This window comes from Ruegeria sp. C5, from assembly GCF_056537605.1.
Genome location: NZ_JBQFRX010000002.1, coordinates 367,355 through 383,751 on the forward strand (window position 1 = coordinate 367,355; position 16,397 = coordinate 383,751).

14 protein-coding genes are annotated in these 16,397 nt (G+C 57.0%); 9 read left to right on the forward strand and 5 right to left on the reverse strand.

What is annotated here, in order from left to right; all coding sequences use genetic code 11:
• Positions 1-26: 26 nt before the first annotated feature.
• The 3 genes from ACR0AW_RS09650 to ACR0AW_RS09660 are packed head-to-tail and all read right to left on the reverse strand — an operon-like array spanning position 27 to position 3,101.
• Positions 27-992, reverse strand: a complete 966-nt coding sequence (locus tag ACR0AW_RS09650; protein WP_170732704.1) for a sensor histidine kinase — start codon at positions 990-992, stop codon at positions 27-29.
• Positions 980-1,657: a response regulator transcription factor gene (locus ACR0AW_RS09655; protein WP_170393903.1), complete on the reverse strand. Its 678-nt coding sequence runs from the start codon at positions 1,655-1,657 to the stop codon at positions 980-982. The genes ACR0AW_RS09650 and ACR0AW_RS09655 overlap by 13 nt, the downstream gene beginning before the upstream one ends.
• Complete coding sequence (locus tag ACR0AW_RS09660; protein WP_170732705.1) at positions 1,635-3,101, reverse strand: DUF4153 domain-containing protein; 1,467 nt, start codon at positions 3,099-3,101, stop codon at positions 1,635-1,637. The genes ACR0AW_RS09655 and ACR0AW_RS09660 overlap by 23 nt, the downstream gene beginning before the upstream one ends.
• A gap of 166 nt (positions 3,102-3,267) precedes the next feature.
• On the opposite strand from ACR0AW_RS09660, the gene ACR0AW_RS09665 reads away from it, so the two are divergent.
• The 6 genes from ACR0AW_RS09665 (at position 3,268) to ACR0AW_RS09690 (ending at position 12,809) form a co-directional block, all read left to right on the forward strand.
• On the forward strand, positions 3,268-5,574 hold the full coding sequence (locus ACR0AW_RS09665; RefSeq protein ID WP_170732706.1) for a Tex family protein: 2,307 nt from the start codon (positions 3,268-3,270) through the stop codon (positions 5,572-5,574).
• Positions 5,575-5,783: 209 nt separating this feature from the next.
• Positions 5,784-7,364: an ABC transporter substrate-binding protein gene (locus tag ACR0AW_RS09670; RefSeq protein ID WP_170393897.1), complete on the forward strand. Its 1,581-nt coding sequence runs from the start codon at positions 5,784-5,786 to the stop codon at positions 7,362-7,364.
• A 149-nt stretch (positions 7,365-7,513) separates the two neighbouring features.
• On the forward strand, positions 7,514-9,079 hold the full coding sequence (locus ACR0AW_RS09675) for an ABC transporter substrate-binding protein (RefSeq protein WP_170393895.1): 1,566 nt from the start codon (positions 7,514-7,516) through the stop codon (positions 9,077-9,079).
• Positions 9,080-9,167: 88 nt separating this feature from the next.
• The gene (locus ACR0AW_RS09680) at positions 9,168-10,145 is read left to right on the forward strand and encodes an ABC transporter permease (RefSeq protein WP_170393893.1); all 978 of its coding nucleotides are present in this window, start codon (positions 9,168-9,170) and stop codon (positions 10,143-10,145) included.
• Positions 10,142-11,092, forward strand: a complete 951-nt coding sequence (locus ACR0AW_RS09685) for an ABC transporter permease (RefSeq protein ID WP_170407343.1) — start codon at positions 10,142-10,144, stop codon at positions 11,090-11,092. The genes ACR0AW_RS09680 and ACR0AW_RS09685 overlap by 4 nt, the downstream gene beginning before the upstream one ends.
• Before the next feature lie 4 nt (positions 11,093-11,096).
• A complete protein-coding gene (locus ACR0AW_RS09690) occupies positions 11,097-12,809 on the forward strand; it encodes an ABC transporter ATP-binding protein (protein ID WP_170732707.1) in 1,713 nt (570 codons plus the stop codon).
• 31 nt (positions 12,810-12,840) lie between these two features.
• Here the strand turns inward: ACR0AW_RS09690 and ACR0AW_RS09695 are convergent, their stop codons facing one another.
• Together ACR0AW_RS09695 and ACR0AW_RS09700 are read right to left on the reverse strand one after the other, a co-directional pair.
• Positions 12,841-13,578 carry a creatininase family protein gene (locus ACR0AW_RS09695; RefSeq protein ID WP_170732708.1) on the reverse strand — a complete coding sequence of 246 codons (738 nt, stop codon included), beginning with the start codon at positions 13,576-13,578 and terminating at the stop codon, positions 12,841-12,843.
• A 45-nt stretch (positions 13,579-13,623) separates the two neighbouring features.
• The gene (locus tag ACR0AW_RS09700) at positions 13,624-14,394 is read right to left on the reverse strand and encodes a transporter substrate-binding domain-containing protein (RefSeq protein WP_170393886.1); all 771 of its coding nucleotides are present in this window, start codon (positions 14,392-14,394) and stop codon (positions 13,624-13,626) included.
• Between the two features lie 120 nt (positions 14,395-14,514).
• On the opposite strand from ACR0AW_RS09700, the gene ACR0AW_RS09705 reads away from it, so the two are divergent.
• Genes ACR0AW_RS09705 through ACR0AW_RS09715 form a run of 3 tightly spaced genes read left to right on the forward strand, consistent with a single transcriptional unit; the run spans position 14,515 to position 16,374 of the window.
• Entirely contained in the window at positions 14,515-15,255 is a 741-nt protein-coding gene (locus ACR0AW_RS09705) for an amino acid ABC transporter ATP-binding protein (RefSeq protein WP_170407352.1), read from the forward strand.
• Positions 15,256-15,265: 10 nt separating this feature from the next.
• The gene (locus ACR0AW_RS09710) at positions 15,266-16,027 is read left to right on the forward strand and encodes an amino acid ABC transporter permease (protein WP_170422752.1); all 762 of its coding nucleotides are present in this window, start codon (positions 15,266-15,268) and stop codon (positions 16,025-16,027) included.
• 11 nt (positions 16,028-16,038) lie between these two features.
• Entirely contained in the window at positions 16,039-16,374 is a 336-nt protein-coding gene (locus ACR0AW_RS09715) for a carboxymuconolactone decarboxylase family protein (RefSeq protein ID WP_170732709.1), read from the forward strand.
• Positions 16,375-16,397 lie beyond the last annotated feature (23 nt).

Sequence of the window (16,397 nt, forward strand, 5' to 3'; positions counted from 1 at the left end):
GAATTAGTTTGGGCTATTGAGTGATATCACACACCCGGAAACACCAACTCAAATCGCGCACCGGTCTTGGAAGGCACCAGCAAAATCCGCCCGCCATGTGCCCCCAACAGGTTTGTAACGATGGTCAGGCCCATCCCGGTCCCTCCCTGCTCGCGCGCGGTTGTAAAGAATGGGTTGAAGATGCGGTCCCGATTACCGTCGGATATGCCTGAACCATCGTCTTGGACAACCAATCGACCGAGTTCTGCGTGCAGGACCACCTGCCTTGCCCCGTGACGGCGTGCATTGTCCAGAAGATGTTGCAGGGCAATTTTCAGGCCAGAGGCTGCAAGGTTCAATGCCTGATCGCCGCCTTCTATGCTGATGTCCAATTCGGGAAACGAAGCGCGTAACTGATCGGCAAGATCGTTCAGGCTTGCCTCCCCATGATGTTCCGGCACTCGTGCCTGTGCAACCGTGTTAAGAGCGCTGAGCTGCGTTTGCATCTGATCGCTTGCGCCCAATATCTGTTGCAGCAATGCGTGATCCTGGTCCGAGAGCGTTTCGGCCTCGGCCAACAACTCTCCTGCCGCACGGATCGCGGTGACAGGGGTTTTCAACTCATGCGTGACATGATCTGCAAAGACGCGGATCGAAGCTTCGCGCCGTTGCAGTGTATCCGCCATGCTCAGAACCGAACCGGCGAGGCGCGACAGTTCTTGTGTGCCGTAGTGATCGGGCGGCTCGGCGCGTTGCCCTTGTTCAATGGCCCCTGTATAGGTCGCCAGCGACGTTATGGGGCGGAGCAGAAGCCGAACCATAAGGTATCCGACCACTCCGGTCGCACATCCGATCACGATCGCCAGCAAGCCCGCAGCGTTTCGAAACCCGATCTCAGGTCCAAGATACCGCAGCGCGATCAGACCCAGCAGAGACAGGGCGAGCGTACCCGCGAGACCTCCGCCAAGAACAAAACCCAGCGAAGGGCGCCATTTGCGTCTCAGCCCGGCCATGCACCCATCCGCAATCCGATCCCATGCACGGTTTCGATGGCACCGGCCCAGCCCTGATCCCCCAACTTGCGTCGTAAGTTCCGCAAATGACTATCCAGTGTCCTATCCGAGACCGGACTGCCTGCGCCATAAATCGCATCAACCAATTGTGGTCGCGAGACGATGGCGGCGGGCGTTTGCATCAGGCGACGCAAAATCGACAGCTCGGTTGCGGTTAAGGCAAGCGCATTGCCGTCGACCCGAACCAAATGCGCCGACACATCCATTTCAACCGGGCCATGCCGCAGGAGAAGCTCTGCAGCACCCGGTTTGCTGCGTTTCAGGATGGCTTTGATCCGTGCAACCAACTCACGGGGGCTGAAAGGTTTGGTAACGTAGTCATCCGCTCCCAACTCGAGGCCCAAAATGCGATCAATCTCGTCATCACGCGCGGTCAGGAACAAGATTGGTACGTCCGAGCGTGCCCGCAAGCGGCGACAAACCTCAAGCCCATCGATCTCAGGCAGGCCGACATCCAGCACGACAAGATCAGGCGCTTCCCGCATCGCGTGGGTTAGCGCCATTTGGCCATCGCGGGCGGTAACCGTCTGGTAGCCCGCGCGCTCAAGCGTGATCGAGACCAGCTCTCGCAGGCGTGGATCATCATCCACGACGAGGATTTTCATCTACCTTCTCCGGCATGGGTTCGACGGCCAGATTACGGATCACCCGATCTGCGCGAAAGCCCCAATTCCTCCAATTGTCGACTATCGGAGGGGTTGCGCAAGCGCGTACCCGTTTGTCATTCAGCAACTCTGCCGCCGCCATCTCATTGAGCTGACATGCGTAGTAGGCATCAAACCGTATCGGATTTTCCAGATTCCAACGGGCGACTAAGGCTGAAAAATTCACGAAGCAGCATGCATAGAGCACGCCAATCCCCAGGATCGCAGATCGCAGCAATAACCAGCGGTTCGATTTACCCTGCAAAATTTGCCAACCGGTCAGACACAAACCCACAGCAACCAGCGCCATCCATATTGCCGCATGAACACGCAAATAGGTCAGCCCGTAGAAATCAACGTAAAGCGACAGGCGCATCAGCGATGAGATCACCAGCAGTACATTCTGCGCCAGCCACAGCATCATCCATCTTGTCAGCCCCTGCCGCTCGTTCAGATAGGGTCGCGCGGCCAAGGCAAATGCGCCCGCCAGCAAAGCTGTGACCAAGAGTGGGTATGCCCCGCGATGAGCATATTCAGCATAGGTCATCCCCTCGGGCAACTTGGCATTGCCCCAGAGAAAGACCATGTCCATCCCAGTTTGCACCGCCAGCAGCAAGTTGAACACCACTAGCGCATTGGCAACGGATTGGGCATTCAGGCCAAAGGCAGGCAATGGGCGCTTGCGTCCGGGGCCAAATCGGGGGGCAAGCAAGTCAGGCTGTAAGGTGACCGCAAGAAAGGGCCAGATCGTGATTGCCGCCCCGATCCAGAATAGCAGTCGGTCGAACCGCAGATCAAATCGCCAAATCCGATCGATCCAATCAGACAAGACCGGATTGGCCGCAACCATCAGCGAAGCAAAGATCAGTGCGCCTCCGATCGGGAAACTCCAGTTGCGCAGTGTACGAAGGGCAACCCCGTCAACGCGGGAAACCGAATGACCTTTCTGAACCGCCACTATCCCGTGTCTGAGCGCCAATATTGGAAACAGAGACAGAAACCGGCGAACCGAAGCGACCTCATGATTGCCCAGCACGGCCCAACACAGCGCAATGGTCGATCCACCCAGCAAGAAAGCTACGGACAGGGCTTGAACATATTCCACCACCGGAAGAATGCTAAGCAGCAAAAGAAGGGCTGGCCCGACAAGTCCACCACGGCGGCGCAGTAAGGCAAACACGACAGCGGAAAACGCCAACATAAAGAGCGCGATTGAAAGGCCAGGAGAATGGTCGAAAAACAGAAAATCGGCGAGCGCAACCAGAAACACCAAACCCAAGAAAGCATGGCGATTGCCGGGTTCCGCTAAGCCATCGGCTCGGTTTGTGCCTCGATCAGGGGTGTCCAGCCACCAACTATCTTGTAAAACTGATGCCGGTACGCCGCGCACGATGAACTGTCCCATTTAACTGCTCCTTGTTTGTGTTGGTTCTGTCTGGCCTAGGCAGGTGCAGATCACCGCGTAAGGGTCGTGCATTTTTTGTGCAGAGGTGCTTTTAGCGGTGCAGCCTCTTCCCCTTGCGCGTGCCGGTGGCTAAGACGATCTTCCAACCGCAAGTCAGGAGGCCCCTTTGGACCGTATCACCCGCACCATCGCCACCGAGATTAACGCCCGCGCGGAACAGGTTGGGGCCGCGGTCAGGTTGTTGGATGAAGGTGCGACCGTGCCCTTTGTCGCCCGTTATCGGAAGGAAGTGACCGGCGGGCTGGATGATACCCAATTGCGCACCCTTTCCGACCGACTGAATTATCTGCGTGAGCTTGAGGCCCGGCGCGAGGCGATTCTGTCCTCGATCAAGGATCAGGGGAAACTGACGGACGATCTGGTGAAATCGATCGCCCAAGCCGAAACCAAGGCGCAGTTGGAAGACATTTATCTGCCGTACAAGCCCAAACGCCGGACCAAGGCGATGATTGCCCGCGAGAATGGTCTGGAGCCGCTGGCCGATGCGATTCTGTCGGACCGGTTGGCCGAACCAGAAGGGCTGGCTGAGGGATATCTGATTGAGGCTGTCCCCACGACCAAAGACGCGCTGAATGGTGCACGGGACATCATCACAGAGCGGCTTACCGAAAACGCTGCTTTGTTGGGAGAGCTACGTAACTTCATGCAGCGTGAGGCGTTGCTGAGCGCGAATGTTGTCGAGGGCAAAGAACAAGCAGGGGCCAAGTTCAGCGATTACTTTGATCATTTCGAGCTTTGGTCGAAAACCCCATCGCATCGAGCGCTGGCAATGCTGCGCGCCTCAAAGGAAGGGATCGTAACGCTCGACATTGCTCCCGAACCCGAAGCGGGCGCCGCGCGGGCCGAGGCCATGGTTGCGGCTCATCTTAACACGCGGGGCGATGCGCCGGGTGACAAATGGCTGCGCAAGGTTGCGGGCTGGACATGGCGGGTCAAGCTGTCGCTGTCGATGATGGTCGAACTGATGGCCGACCTGCGCAGCCGCGCACAAGACGAGGCAATTCAAGTGTTTTCGCGCAACCTAAAGGATCTGCTATTCGCTGCTCCGGCGGGGGCACGTCCGACTCTTGGGTTGGATCCCGGCATTCGCACCGGGGTCAAAGCCGCCGTGGTGGATGCAACCGGTAAGGTGGTTGCAACGGATACGCTATATCCGTTTCAGCCCAAGAATGATCTGCGTGGTGCACAAGCGGCAATCCTGAACCTTATCGCTACACATAAAATCGAGCTTATTGCCATCGGCAACGGCACAGCCAGCCGCGAGACTGAGCGTTTGGTGGCCGATACGCTGTCGCTTCTGCCCAAGACCGTCAAAGCACCGACCAAGGTCGTCGTTTCCGAGGCTGGAGCCTCGGTCTACTCGGCATCCGAGCTTGCCGCGCGCGAATTTCCCGACCTCGACGTCTCGCTACGTGGAGCGGTCTCGATTGCCCGCCGGCTACAAGATCCCTTGGCTGAACTGGTCAAGATCGAACCCAAAAGCATCGGCGTCGGTCAGTATCAGCACGATGTGGATCAGCACCGCTTGTCACAGTCACTGGAGTCGGTGATCGAAGATGTAGTGAACGCTGTGGGCGTGGATCTGAATACAGCTTCAGCCCCCTTGCTTTCGCACGTCTCGGGTCTGGGACCGGGATTGGCTGAGGCGATTGTCACGCACCGAGATATTCATGGTGCCTTTGCGTCTCGCAAGGATTTGCTGAAGGTGGCCCGTCTTGGTCCACGCGCCTTCGAGCAGTGTGCAGGTTTCCTGCGAATTCGCGACGGTTCAGAGCCTCTGGACGCCTCCTCGGTTCACCCCGAGGCTTACGATGTCGCCCGTAGGGTCGTGGCAGCATGTGGGCGCGACATTCGCCAAATCATGGGGCATGAAGGCGCGCTGAAAGACCTGCGCGCCGAGCAGTTTGTGAGTGACACCTTCGGCTTGCCTACGGTTCGCGACATTTTCACCGAATTGGAGAAGCCCGGCCGAGACCCGCGACCCAGTTTCAAAACGGCGTCGTTTACGGACGGGGTTGAGGAAATCACGGACCTGAAGCCCGGCATGGTGCTGGAGGGTACCGTCACCAATGTCGCCGCCTTCGGCGCGTTTGTCGACATTGGCGTGCATCAGGACGGGTTGGTTCATGTCAGCCAACTGGCCGATCGGTTCGTGAAGGACCCGCATGAGGTGGTCAAAACCGGGCAAGTTGTCAAAGTGACGGTGGTCGAAGTCGACGTTCCACGTAAGCGCATTGGGCTGTCCATGCGCAAGGACGGTGGTGCTTCGGCAAGCGAGGGCAATGCACTTCGTGGCAAGGGCAAACCGGCACGAACACCCAAGCCAGGGGAACAGCGGCGCAGCCATGGGGGTCAGAGCACCCAGAACGGGGCATTTGGTGACGCTCTCAGAGACGCCTTCAATAAACGTTAGGCAGCAACCCTGTCATAGGGCTAAATACGAGGCGTGTTTCTGCATGACCTACATTCACCTAAGCCCCGGCAGACAGAAAGAAAAGCAGGGCGCTAACATTCGGGTGTTGCAACTCGGACCATGATCTGGATGATGCTGGCCCATGATGGCCGAAAAATTCGGCCAACCGTATGAAAATGCGGCCACAACAAAAAATGGGGAGACGACTTATGTCATTCAAAACTCTGATGCTTGCCGCCAGTGCAACGGCGATGATCGCGGCGGGCGCTTCGGCGGAGACGCTGCGATGGGCCCGTGCAGGTGACGCGCTTACGCTGGACCCGCATGCGCAAAACGAAGGCCCGACCTCGGCCATGGCGCACCAGATCATGGAAACGCTGGTGATGCGTGATCACTCAGGTGCACTGGTTCCATCTCTGGCGACCGAATGGGCACCATCGGAAGAAAATCCGAATGTCTGGGTGTTCAAACTGCGCGAGGGCGTTACCTTCCACGACGGTGCCGAGTTCGACAGCGAGGATGTCGTGTTTTCGCTGAACCGCGCGATGACGCCGGATTCGGATTACAAGGAACTGTTGGCCTCTGTGAAAGAGGTGCGTGCGCCCGACAAGTTCACGATCGAGATCGAAACTGACGGCCCGAACCCGATCATGCCCAACAACCTGACCAACATGTTCATGATGGACAAAGGTTGGGCCGAGGCAAACAACGCCGTCAAGGTTCAGGACTATGAGGGCGGCGAAGACACGTTTGCGGCCAAGAACGCCAATGGCACAGGTCCCTACAAGCTGGTCAGCCGCGAGCCCGACGTGAAAACCGTCCTGGCCGCCTATGACGGCTATTGGGGCAAGGATGAGTTCCCGCTGCAGGTAACCGAGATCATCTATACCCCGATCCAGAACGCCGCGACCCGTGTTGCCGCGCTGCTTTCGGGTGAGGTTGATTTCATTCAGGACGTGCCCGTACAGGACCTCGAGCGCGTAGCCGGAACCGATGGTCTGGACGTACGCACCGCGCCGCAGAACCGGGTAATTTTCTTTGGCATGAACATGGGCGATGCTGATCTGACCTCGGACAATGTGGATGGTAAGAACCCGCTGGCTGATGTCCGCGTTCGACAGGCGATGTCAAAAGCGATCAATCGTGATGCGATCAAACAGGTCGTGATGCGTGGTCAGTCTGCTCCTGCTGGCATGATCTCACCTCCGTTTGTGAATGGTTGGGATGCAGATATGGATGCGTCCTCGTCAACCGATATCGAAGGGGCCAAGGCGTTGATGGCCGAAGCAGGCTATCCTGATGGATTCTCGCTGACCCTGAACTGCCCGAATGACCGCTACATCAATGATGAGGCGATCTGTCAGGCAGCGGTTGGAATGCTGGCCCAGATCGGCGTCACAGTTAACCTGGACGCCAAACCGAAAGCCCAGCACTTCCCGTTGATCAACAACCTAGAAACAGATTTCTACATGCTGGGCTGGGGTGTTCCGACTTATGACTCGGAGTACATCTTCAACTTCCTCGTCCATTCGAAGGGCGAAAAGTACGGCTCGTGGAATGGCACACGCTATTCCAACCCGGATCTGGATGCCAAAATCGTGGCCCTTGCCTCTGAAACTGATCTGCCCGCACGTGATCAGCAGATCGGTGATATCTGGCAGGTTGTTCAGGACGAACAGCTTTATATCCCGATCCACCATCAGGTGCTGAACTGGGGCATGAAATCGGGCGTGGGCACCATCGTCGAGCCGGAAGATTCACCGAAGATCAAGTACTTTGAGATGAACTAAACTATCCTTTGTGATGGTATGCAGGGCGCGGAAACGCGCCCTGTTCTTGTTTGCGCCGTCGGTAACGGACATGTGATCTCGGCGCAGGAACGGCTTTACGTGGCAGCGAAAAAGCTGGATTGTTTCAGCGCTAACAGGGAGATTTCGCCATGATCCTCAGAAACAGTGCAATCGGCCTGACCATGTTGCTTGCAAGCGCCGCACAGGCGGCCGAATTTAAGTGGGCCTCGACCACCGATCCGCAGACGATGGACCCTCACGCGGTCAACTCGGCCCCAGTTCTCGGGTTCCTGAACAACGTCTACGAAGGGCTGGTCCGCCGCGGAAAGGATATGAGCGTTGAGCCCGCGTTGGCTGTCAGTTGGGAGCCGATCGGCGACGGCGAAGGATGGCGGTTCAATCTGCGTCAGGGCGTGACCTTTCACGACGGAAGCAGCTTTGACGCGCAAGATGTGCTGTTCAGCTACCAACGCGCCTCGGGTGAGGCGGCGGACACGCGCAGTTGGTTCGCTCCTGTCAGTGACGTCATTGTAGTTGATGACTACACCGTTGATATCATGACCACAGCACCTAACCCGCTGTTTCCGTCATCGATTGCCAACTGGATGATCATGGATCAAGACTGGACTGAGGCCAACGACGCCGTGGTCCCCGACAAAGAAACCGGAAACTACGCCACCATCAACGCCAACGGCACCGGCGCGTTCAAGGTGACCGAGCGCGAGCCGGGTCTTAAGACCGTGTTGGAACCTTATGAAGGCTGGTGGGGGGATGTTGAACACAACATCACCCGTGCAGAATTTAATCCGATCCAAAATCCTGCCACGGCCGTAGCGGCGCTTCTATCGGGCGATGTGGACATGATCAACCCGGTCCCCATTCAGGACGTCGCACGGCTGCAGCAGAACGCAGAAGTCGATGTCATCCAGGGCATTGAAGCGCGTGTGATCATGCTGGGCTTCGACCACGAGGCTGACACGCTGAAATACACAGACGATGCGGGCAAACCCAACCCGTTCCGTGACGCGCGCGTGCGGCAGGCAGTTGCGCAAGCGGTGAATGTCGACGCCATTCTGGCCACGATCATGCGCGGAAATGCCGAGCCCGCATCGCAGCTCGTCAGCCCAGCCATGAGCGGGTTCTCCGAAGCCAACGCCGGACGCCCCGCGTTTGATGTGGAATCGGCAAAGGCGCTGCTGGCCGAGGCCGGATATGCAGATGGTTTCTCATTTGGCCTGAAATGCCCCAATGACCGCTACCTTAATGACGAGGCCGTCTGTCAGGCCGTCGTTGGTATGCTGGCTCAGATCGGGATCACCGCCGAGCTGGACGCGATGCCAGTGCGGAACTATTGGCCGGAACTGCGCGAAGATAATTACGACATGTACCTGCTGGGCTGGAGCCCCGGTACGTTCGACGCCGAGCATCCGGTCCGGTTCCTTGTCGCAACCCCGAACGAAGAGAAAAAGCTGGGTAGCTGGAACTTCGGCGGCTTCTCGAATGCACGTGTCGATGAGCTGTTGCCGATGATCCAGTCAGAACTGGATGAGGCCAAGCGTCAGGCGATGCTGGACGAGGTTACTCAAATCTATCAGGACGAACACGTTTATGTGCCGATGTATGTCCAGCCGCTGGTTTGGGGCACGCGCAGCAATGTAGAGGTCACGCAGCGTCCGGACAACTTCTTCCTGCTGCGTTGGGTGAATGTGAATTGATCGGCGGCAACGTCGCGTTGAGTTGACAGCACTCTCTTGACCATCTGGTCAAGGTCGGCCTAGAGAGACCGATCTACGAGGGAAACATATGTTCGCATATATCGTCAGACGGATGTTCCAGTCCGTCATAGTGCTGTTGGTCGTGGGGTTGGTCGCCTTTTCGATGTTCCGATTTGTTGGCGACCCGATCGACAACATGCTGGGTCAAGAGCGCACGCAGGCCGACATTGACCGCCTACGGACCGAGCTTGGGTTGGACCAACCTTTTGTGGTGCAATACGCCAAGTTCCTGCAAGGCGCCGTTCAGGGCAATTTCGGTGTGTCTTATCGCCAGGGGCGACCGGTCTCGACCATCCTGGTGGAACGCGCTCCGGCGACGTTGGAATTGGCCTTTGTGTCCGGCTTTCTTGCGATCACGATGGGCATTGCCCTCGGTGTCTTTACTGCAATCCGACGACAAGGGATCGCTGCCAATGTGATCATGACCGTTTCCTTGATCGGGGTTTCGCTGCCGACGTTCCTCATAGGTATCCTGCTGATCTATGTTTTCTCGGTTGAACTTGACCTACTGCCCAGTTTCGGGAGGGGCGAGACCGTTATGATTGGCAGTTGGTCCACCGGGTTTCTGACGACCTCGGGGCTCAAGGCGTTGATATTGCCTGCAATCACGCTGGGCCTCTATCAAATGACGCTGATCATGCGGCTTGTCCGGTCCGAGATGCTGGAGGTTCTGCGCGCTGACTATGTCCGCTTTGCCCGCGCCCGAGGGCTGTCGGACCGGGTGATCAATTTCCGCCACGCGCTGAAGAACACTCTTGTGCCGGTGATCACCATCACGGGCCTTCAGCTGGGGTCGATCATCGCTTTTGCCATCATCACCGAAACGGTGTTCCAATGGCCGGGCGTCGGCTTGCTGTTCATCAACGCGATCCAGTTCGTGGATATCCCCGTTATGGCTGCCTATCTGATGCTGATCTCAGTGATGTTCGTGACAATCAACCTGATTGTCGACCTTCTGTACTATGCCATTGACCCGCGCCTGCGTGTCGACGCGAGGGCCACATGACCGAAACGATGGAAACCCCGAAAGTCGCGCCTAAATCGCGTATGGCTAAATTCTGGGACAGCGATTTCGCCTGGTCTTTCCGGCACTCTCCGGTAGCCATGATCGCATCTTTGGTCGTGGTCATTCTGGTGCTGGCGGCGATCTTTGCCCCGCTGATCGCGCCATATAACCCGTTCGATCCAGCAACACTGAACCTGATGAACGGGTTCACACCGCCAGGTACGCCCAATGCGTTCACGCAAGAGACCTTTTTACTAGGCACGGATGACCAAGGGCGCGATGTGTTCTCGACCATCCTCTACGGGTTGCGCATTTCATTGTTCGTAGGTGCCTCTGCTGTGCTTCTTGCCTTGATCATCGGCGTGATCCTCGGTCTGATCGCTGCGTATTTCGGAGGTTGGATCGAGACGCTGATCATGCGTATCGCAGACGTGCAACTGACGTTCCCGGCCATTCTGGTCGCAATGCTGATCTTTGGGATTGCCAAAGGAATCACTCCGCCGGAATACCGCGATGAGATGGCAATCTATGTTCTGATCATCGCGATTGCGTTGTCGGACTGGGTGCAGTTCGCACGCGTCGTCCGTGGTGCTGCTCTGGTCGAGAAAAACAAAGAATATGTACAAGCCGCGCGCCTGATCGGGCGTGGATCGTTCCCGATCATGTTCCGTCACATCCTACCCAATGTCCTTAGCCCGGTTCTGGTCATCGCCACCATCTCGCTGGCGCTGGCGATCATTGCTGAGGCCACATTGAGTTTTCTGGGTGTGGGCGCCCCTCCGACCCAGCCGTCGCTGGGAACACTAATCCGGATCGGGCAAGGTTTCCTGTTCTCGGGCGAATGGTGGATTTTATTCTTCCCGGCCTGCACGCTTCTGGCCCTTGCCCTGTCGGTCAACCTGTTGGGCGACTGGTTGCGCGACGCGCTGAACCCAAAACTGCGGTGATTTCATGAGCCTTCTGACCATCCAAGACCTCACCGTCGAATTCCCGACCCGCCGCCAGCTATTTACCGCAGTGGACCACGCCAGCCTTTCTGTAGAACCCGGCGAAATCCACGGGCTTGTGGGCGAATCCGGGGCAGGTAAATCTACCATCGGCGCTGCCGTGATGGGCCTTCTGGAACGCCCAGGTCGCATTGCCAGCGGTCAGATTAAGCTGGGCGGCGATAAGATCAGCGGCATCGATGCCGATGCGATGCGCGGGCTGCGCGGCAAGAAGATCTCGATGATCTTTCAAGACCCGCTTACGTCGCTGAACCCGCTATTTACAGTGCGCGAGCAACTGGTCGAGACGATCCAGACCCATCTGGGTGGATCCGAGGCCGAGGCAAGCAAGCGCGCCCGTGATTTGATCGACCGCGTTGGCATCCCAGACCCGGATACTCGGCTGGATCAGTACCCGCACCAGTTCTCGGGCGGCATGCGGCAACGCGTGGTGATTGCTCTGGCACTTTGCACCGAACCGGATGTGATCATCGCCGATGAACCCACGACGGCTTTGGATGTTTCGGTTCAGGCCCAGATTCTGGACCTGATCAAGGAACTGGCACAAGAGCGTCAGGTGGGTGTCATCCTGATCACCCATGATATGGGCGTGATCGCCGATACAACTGACCGCGTGACCGTGATGTATGCGGGCAAGGTGGTTGAAAGCGGCACCACGGCACAGGTGATGGGCCAGCCGCAACACGAATACACCAAGTCCCTGATCGCCGCCGTACCACGCCCGACGCTGAAACTGCATCGCTTCCCTCAGATCAGCTATGGCGGGCGTGAAACGCGTTTCGCGATCGAGGATATGGCGCGCCACTGGCCCAAGGTGAATAACGACGCCAGCAAACCGATCTTTGAAATCCGCGGCCTGACCAAGAAATTCCTGCAAAAGCGTGGATTACTGCCTTGGGATCGTACCTACTTCACCGCTGTCGACAACGTCAGCTTTGACATTCGCGCGGGCGAAGTCTTTGGGGTTGTCGGTGAGTCCGGATCGGGCAAGTCCACCGTCGCGCGTATGATCGCAGGGCTTTATCCCGTGGACGGTGGCACCATCACCTTTGACGGGCAACTGGTTAGCGATCTAAGCAATCGTGCGGTGCAAGACGAATACCGCAAGAACATCCAAATGATCTTTCAGGACCCCTACTCGTCTCTCAATCCGCGTATGCGGGTGGATGAAATAGTGGCGGAGCCGATCCGCCATCACCGCCTGATGGAAGGTGCCGACGTCAAGCGCCGCGTGGACGAATTGCTGGATCAAGTGGGGTTGGGGTCAGAGGCCGGGCTGAAATATCCACATGAGTTCTCGGGCGGTCAGCGCCAGCGTATTTCGATTGCCCGCGCATTGGCGACACAACCCCGGTTCCTGATCTGCGATGAGCCCACAAGCGCGCTCGACGTTTCGATCCAGGCGCAGATTTTGAACATTCTTAAAGACCTGCAAGAGCATCTGGGCCTGACCATGCTGTTCATCAGCCACGACCTGCCAGTGGTGCGCCAGATGTGTGACCGAGTTGCGGTCATGAAACAGGGACAAATCGTCGAGGTTCAGGACACCAGCGATCTGTTTGCCCGTCCGAAAACCGAATACGCGCAAGAACTGTTGCGGTTGATGCCGAAACTCAATGACCTGTCGACTGACGGGCTTGGGGTCGAAGCAGAATAGGGCTGCGACACCCGTCGCAGGCGCTCCGTGACTAGAGGCCTTGTTCGAATGCCCGGAACTCGGCAGCGATAGCCGCAGCTGCTATCGCCAGCAGACGCTCGCCATCCTGAGGATTGGCCAAAGCTGAATGCGATCCAACGCGGCCATCCGGGAAGTCCGCGCGATGCTCGTCAGGTGGACCATGGCGATCCCCTGCGTGATCCCGGATGTATTCGGCGCTGAGTTTCTGGGGCGGCTCAGCGGCCCGATTGGCAGGCAATGGTCCAAGCAAAGACTGGGTTATGGCAACCTCCGAGGGGGTGGCGTGCATCCCTTCCCAATCTCCATAGAGCTGCTGTCGCAGAACATTCACTGCGTTCGGCTCCCACCAGCTACGGATCAGCAATTGACCACCGGCAATTTCGCTTTCGATCTGCCGAAGAGGCGCCAGATTGGCCCCGTGCCCATTCACTATGAACACTCCAACGAAACCTTGCTCCAAGAGCCCCCGGATCACCTCATCTGCGATGGTGCGAAAGGTTTCGGCTGAAATAGACACCGTTCCGGGAAATCCCGCGTTGAAAGGCGCTGGCGTGTAGGCCAGCGCCGGAGCGACGATACCCTCGCATTGCCTGGCGGCAGCGAGTGCGACAGCCTCGGCGCAAATCGTGTCGGTGCCAATGCGACCCATCGGGCCGTGCTGCTCGGTCGATCCAACCGGCAGCAACACGGCCGCACCGGCATTGATACGAGTGTCAACCTCGTACCATGTCATGTGCTCAAGTTTCATGACTTTGAAAACTCTCGCAGGCGCTCCAGTTACTAGGGCCTCTGATCAGAGGCCCCAGCGCTCCCGGTTTTCGTCAAAGAAGCCTTGGGCTTTTTTCACTTCAATCCAGTTGTTCACATAGTTGATCCAGACCTGATCACTTTGCGGCAACAGCATCGCGATGGGAGAAGGAGAACGTGGACCGGCATTCTTGACGCGGACGACCGGGAACTTTGCTTCAAGGGTCGATCCCTCGATATTCGAGGTTATGAACACATCTGCACGACCGGCCAGGACCTCCTGAAAACCACGTGCAGGAGCTTCGACCACTTTGATATCCGCATCGGGGAACCATTCGCGCACGCGCTTTTCAAAGGTGGTGCCCAGGGTAGTAGCAACCTTCACGTCCGGCTTGTTGATCGAGTCGTAGCCATCAAATTTGTCGGCCTTTTCCTTGGTTGTGTAGGGAAACAACTCAACCGCGATGTAACTGTCGGAAAACCCTGCAACTTTCATGCGCGGAGGTGAGATAGAAGCCGAACCGGTGATGTGGTACTTCCCCGCTACCACACCATTGACCAATGTTTTCCAGTCGGTGGGCACATATTCGACCTCAACACCCAGATCAGCGGCCAGCGCGTTCATGATGTCGATATCATAGCCTTTATAGCTGTTAGTCGCCGGGTCGCGCAGTGACATCGGATTCCAGTCACCGGTTGTCCCCACTTTCAGCACGCCGTCATCCAAAATTTCATTCAGAGCCGACTGTGCTTGCGCAGCGCCGCTGATCACAAGACCGAGCGCAGCCGCAGCCGCGACTTTAACAAAACGTTTCATGTGGTTCTCCCGTTGGTGGCGTTAGTCTTTTATCACGACATTGCTTCTTGATTTAAGCGTAAAGAAAAAGATAACCTCAAGCAACTAATTAACTCATAGTAATCACAAGTGGGCCAGCAGATGCCAAACGCAGCGATCGAGCTTGTCGACGTAGACAAGTGGTTTGGCACATTTCACGTGCTCAAGAACATCAACCTGACAGTCAACAGTGGTGAAAAGGTTGTGATCTGCGGCCCATCCGGATCGGGTAAATCAACGGTCGTAAGATGCATCAATCAGCTTGAGAAACATCAAAAGGGCACCATCCGCATCGATGGGGTCGAACTGAACGATGATGCCAAATCTGCAGCCACCATCCGGTCAGAAGTTGGCATGGTGTTCCAGCAATTCAATCTGTTCCCGCATCTAACAGTGCTGGAAAACCTGACCCTTGGCCCCATCAAGGCCCGCGGGTTGAGCCGAAAAGAAGCCGAAGACAAAGCGCGCCACTACCTTGAGCGTGTTCATATACCCGATCAGGCCGACAAGCGCCCGATACAGCTTTCGGGTGGACAGCAGCAGCGAGTGGCAATTGCCCGTTCGCTTTGCATGGAGCCCAGGGTCCTTTTGTTCGACGAACCCACCTCGGCGCTCGACCCTGAGATGATCTCCGAGGTGCTCGACGTGATGGTCGAACTTGCCGAGGAAGGCATGACCATGGTTGTGGTGACCCATGAGATGGGATTTGCCCGAAAAGTGGCCGACAACATGGTGTTCATGGATGCAGGCGAGATTGTCGAACAAGGTAAGCCCGAGCATTTCTTCACCAATCCAAAGTCTGAGCGGTGTCAGAAATTCCTGAGCCAAATTCTGCAGCATTGAGTTGGGTCCGATGAAAAAAACACTTCTCTTCCTTCCCCTTTTCATGCTGATCACGGGCTGTTCGTCCTCACAGACCTGGGGTTGGTACGTCATTGACCCAACCACGGCTTCAGGCTGGACCAATGTAAAATTCCTGATTTCGGGCATGGGTGCGACCATTCAGATTTCGCTGATTGCGGCGATCTTATCGATTGTCATCGGGCTGCTGGTTGCCCTGCCCGGTTTATCGGAAAAGCGCGGCTGGCGGCTGGTAAACCGGGTATATGTCGAGTTCGTTCGCTCGATCCCTCTGTTGCCTATGCTGTTTTGGGTGTTCTACGGGTTGCCGATTGTCTTTCAGTCGATGGGTATGAACATCCCAATCGATCCCTTCTGGGGCGCAATTATCACCCTTGCGATATCGGACAGCGCCTTTACCGCCGAGATCTACCGTGCCGGTATACAATCTATCGCAAAAGGGCAAAGCGAGGCGGCGCAAACGATTGGCCTGAACTATTTTCAGACCATGCGCTATGTGATCCTGCCGCAAGCGATCCGGCGCATTCTGCCGCCGCTGGCCAACCAATTTATCTACATTGTGAAGATGAGCGCTTTCGCCAGCGTCATCGGCATGCAAGAACTGACACGCCGTGCGAATGAGCTGGTAGTGACGGAATACCGCCCGCTTGAGATCTATACCTTGTTGATCTTCGAGTATCTGGTGCTGGTACTGATCATCAGCGCCGGTGTGCGTTGGCTCGAGCGCCGGATGGGTGCAGATGAGCGCGGATAAGGAGCAGAGAAATGGACTGGAAAGACTTCATGGCCGAGACCGAGGCCAATATTGGTGCATTCTCGAAAGAAGTGCCCGAAACCGTCCGTGGTTTTGGCATCATGGGTAAGGCCGCCAAAACAGATGGTGCGCTGAGTGAAAAGACAAAGGAATTCATGGCGTTGGGGATTGCCATCGCGACGCGCTGCGACAGCTGCATCGGCTTCCATATCCGCTCATTGGTGCGGCTGGGTGCTACCCGCGAAGAGCTGTGCGAAGCGCTGGCTATGGCCACCTATATGGGCGGCGGCCCGTCTTACGCCTACAGCGCCAAGGCGTTGAAGGCGTTTGATGTGTTTTCAGAGTAATAGACCGGTACGCGGTCCGATTT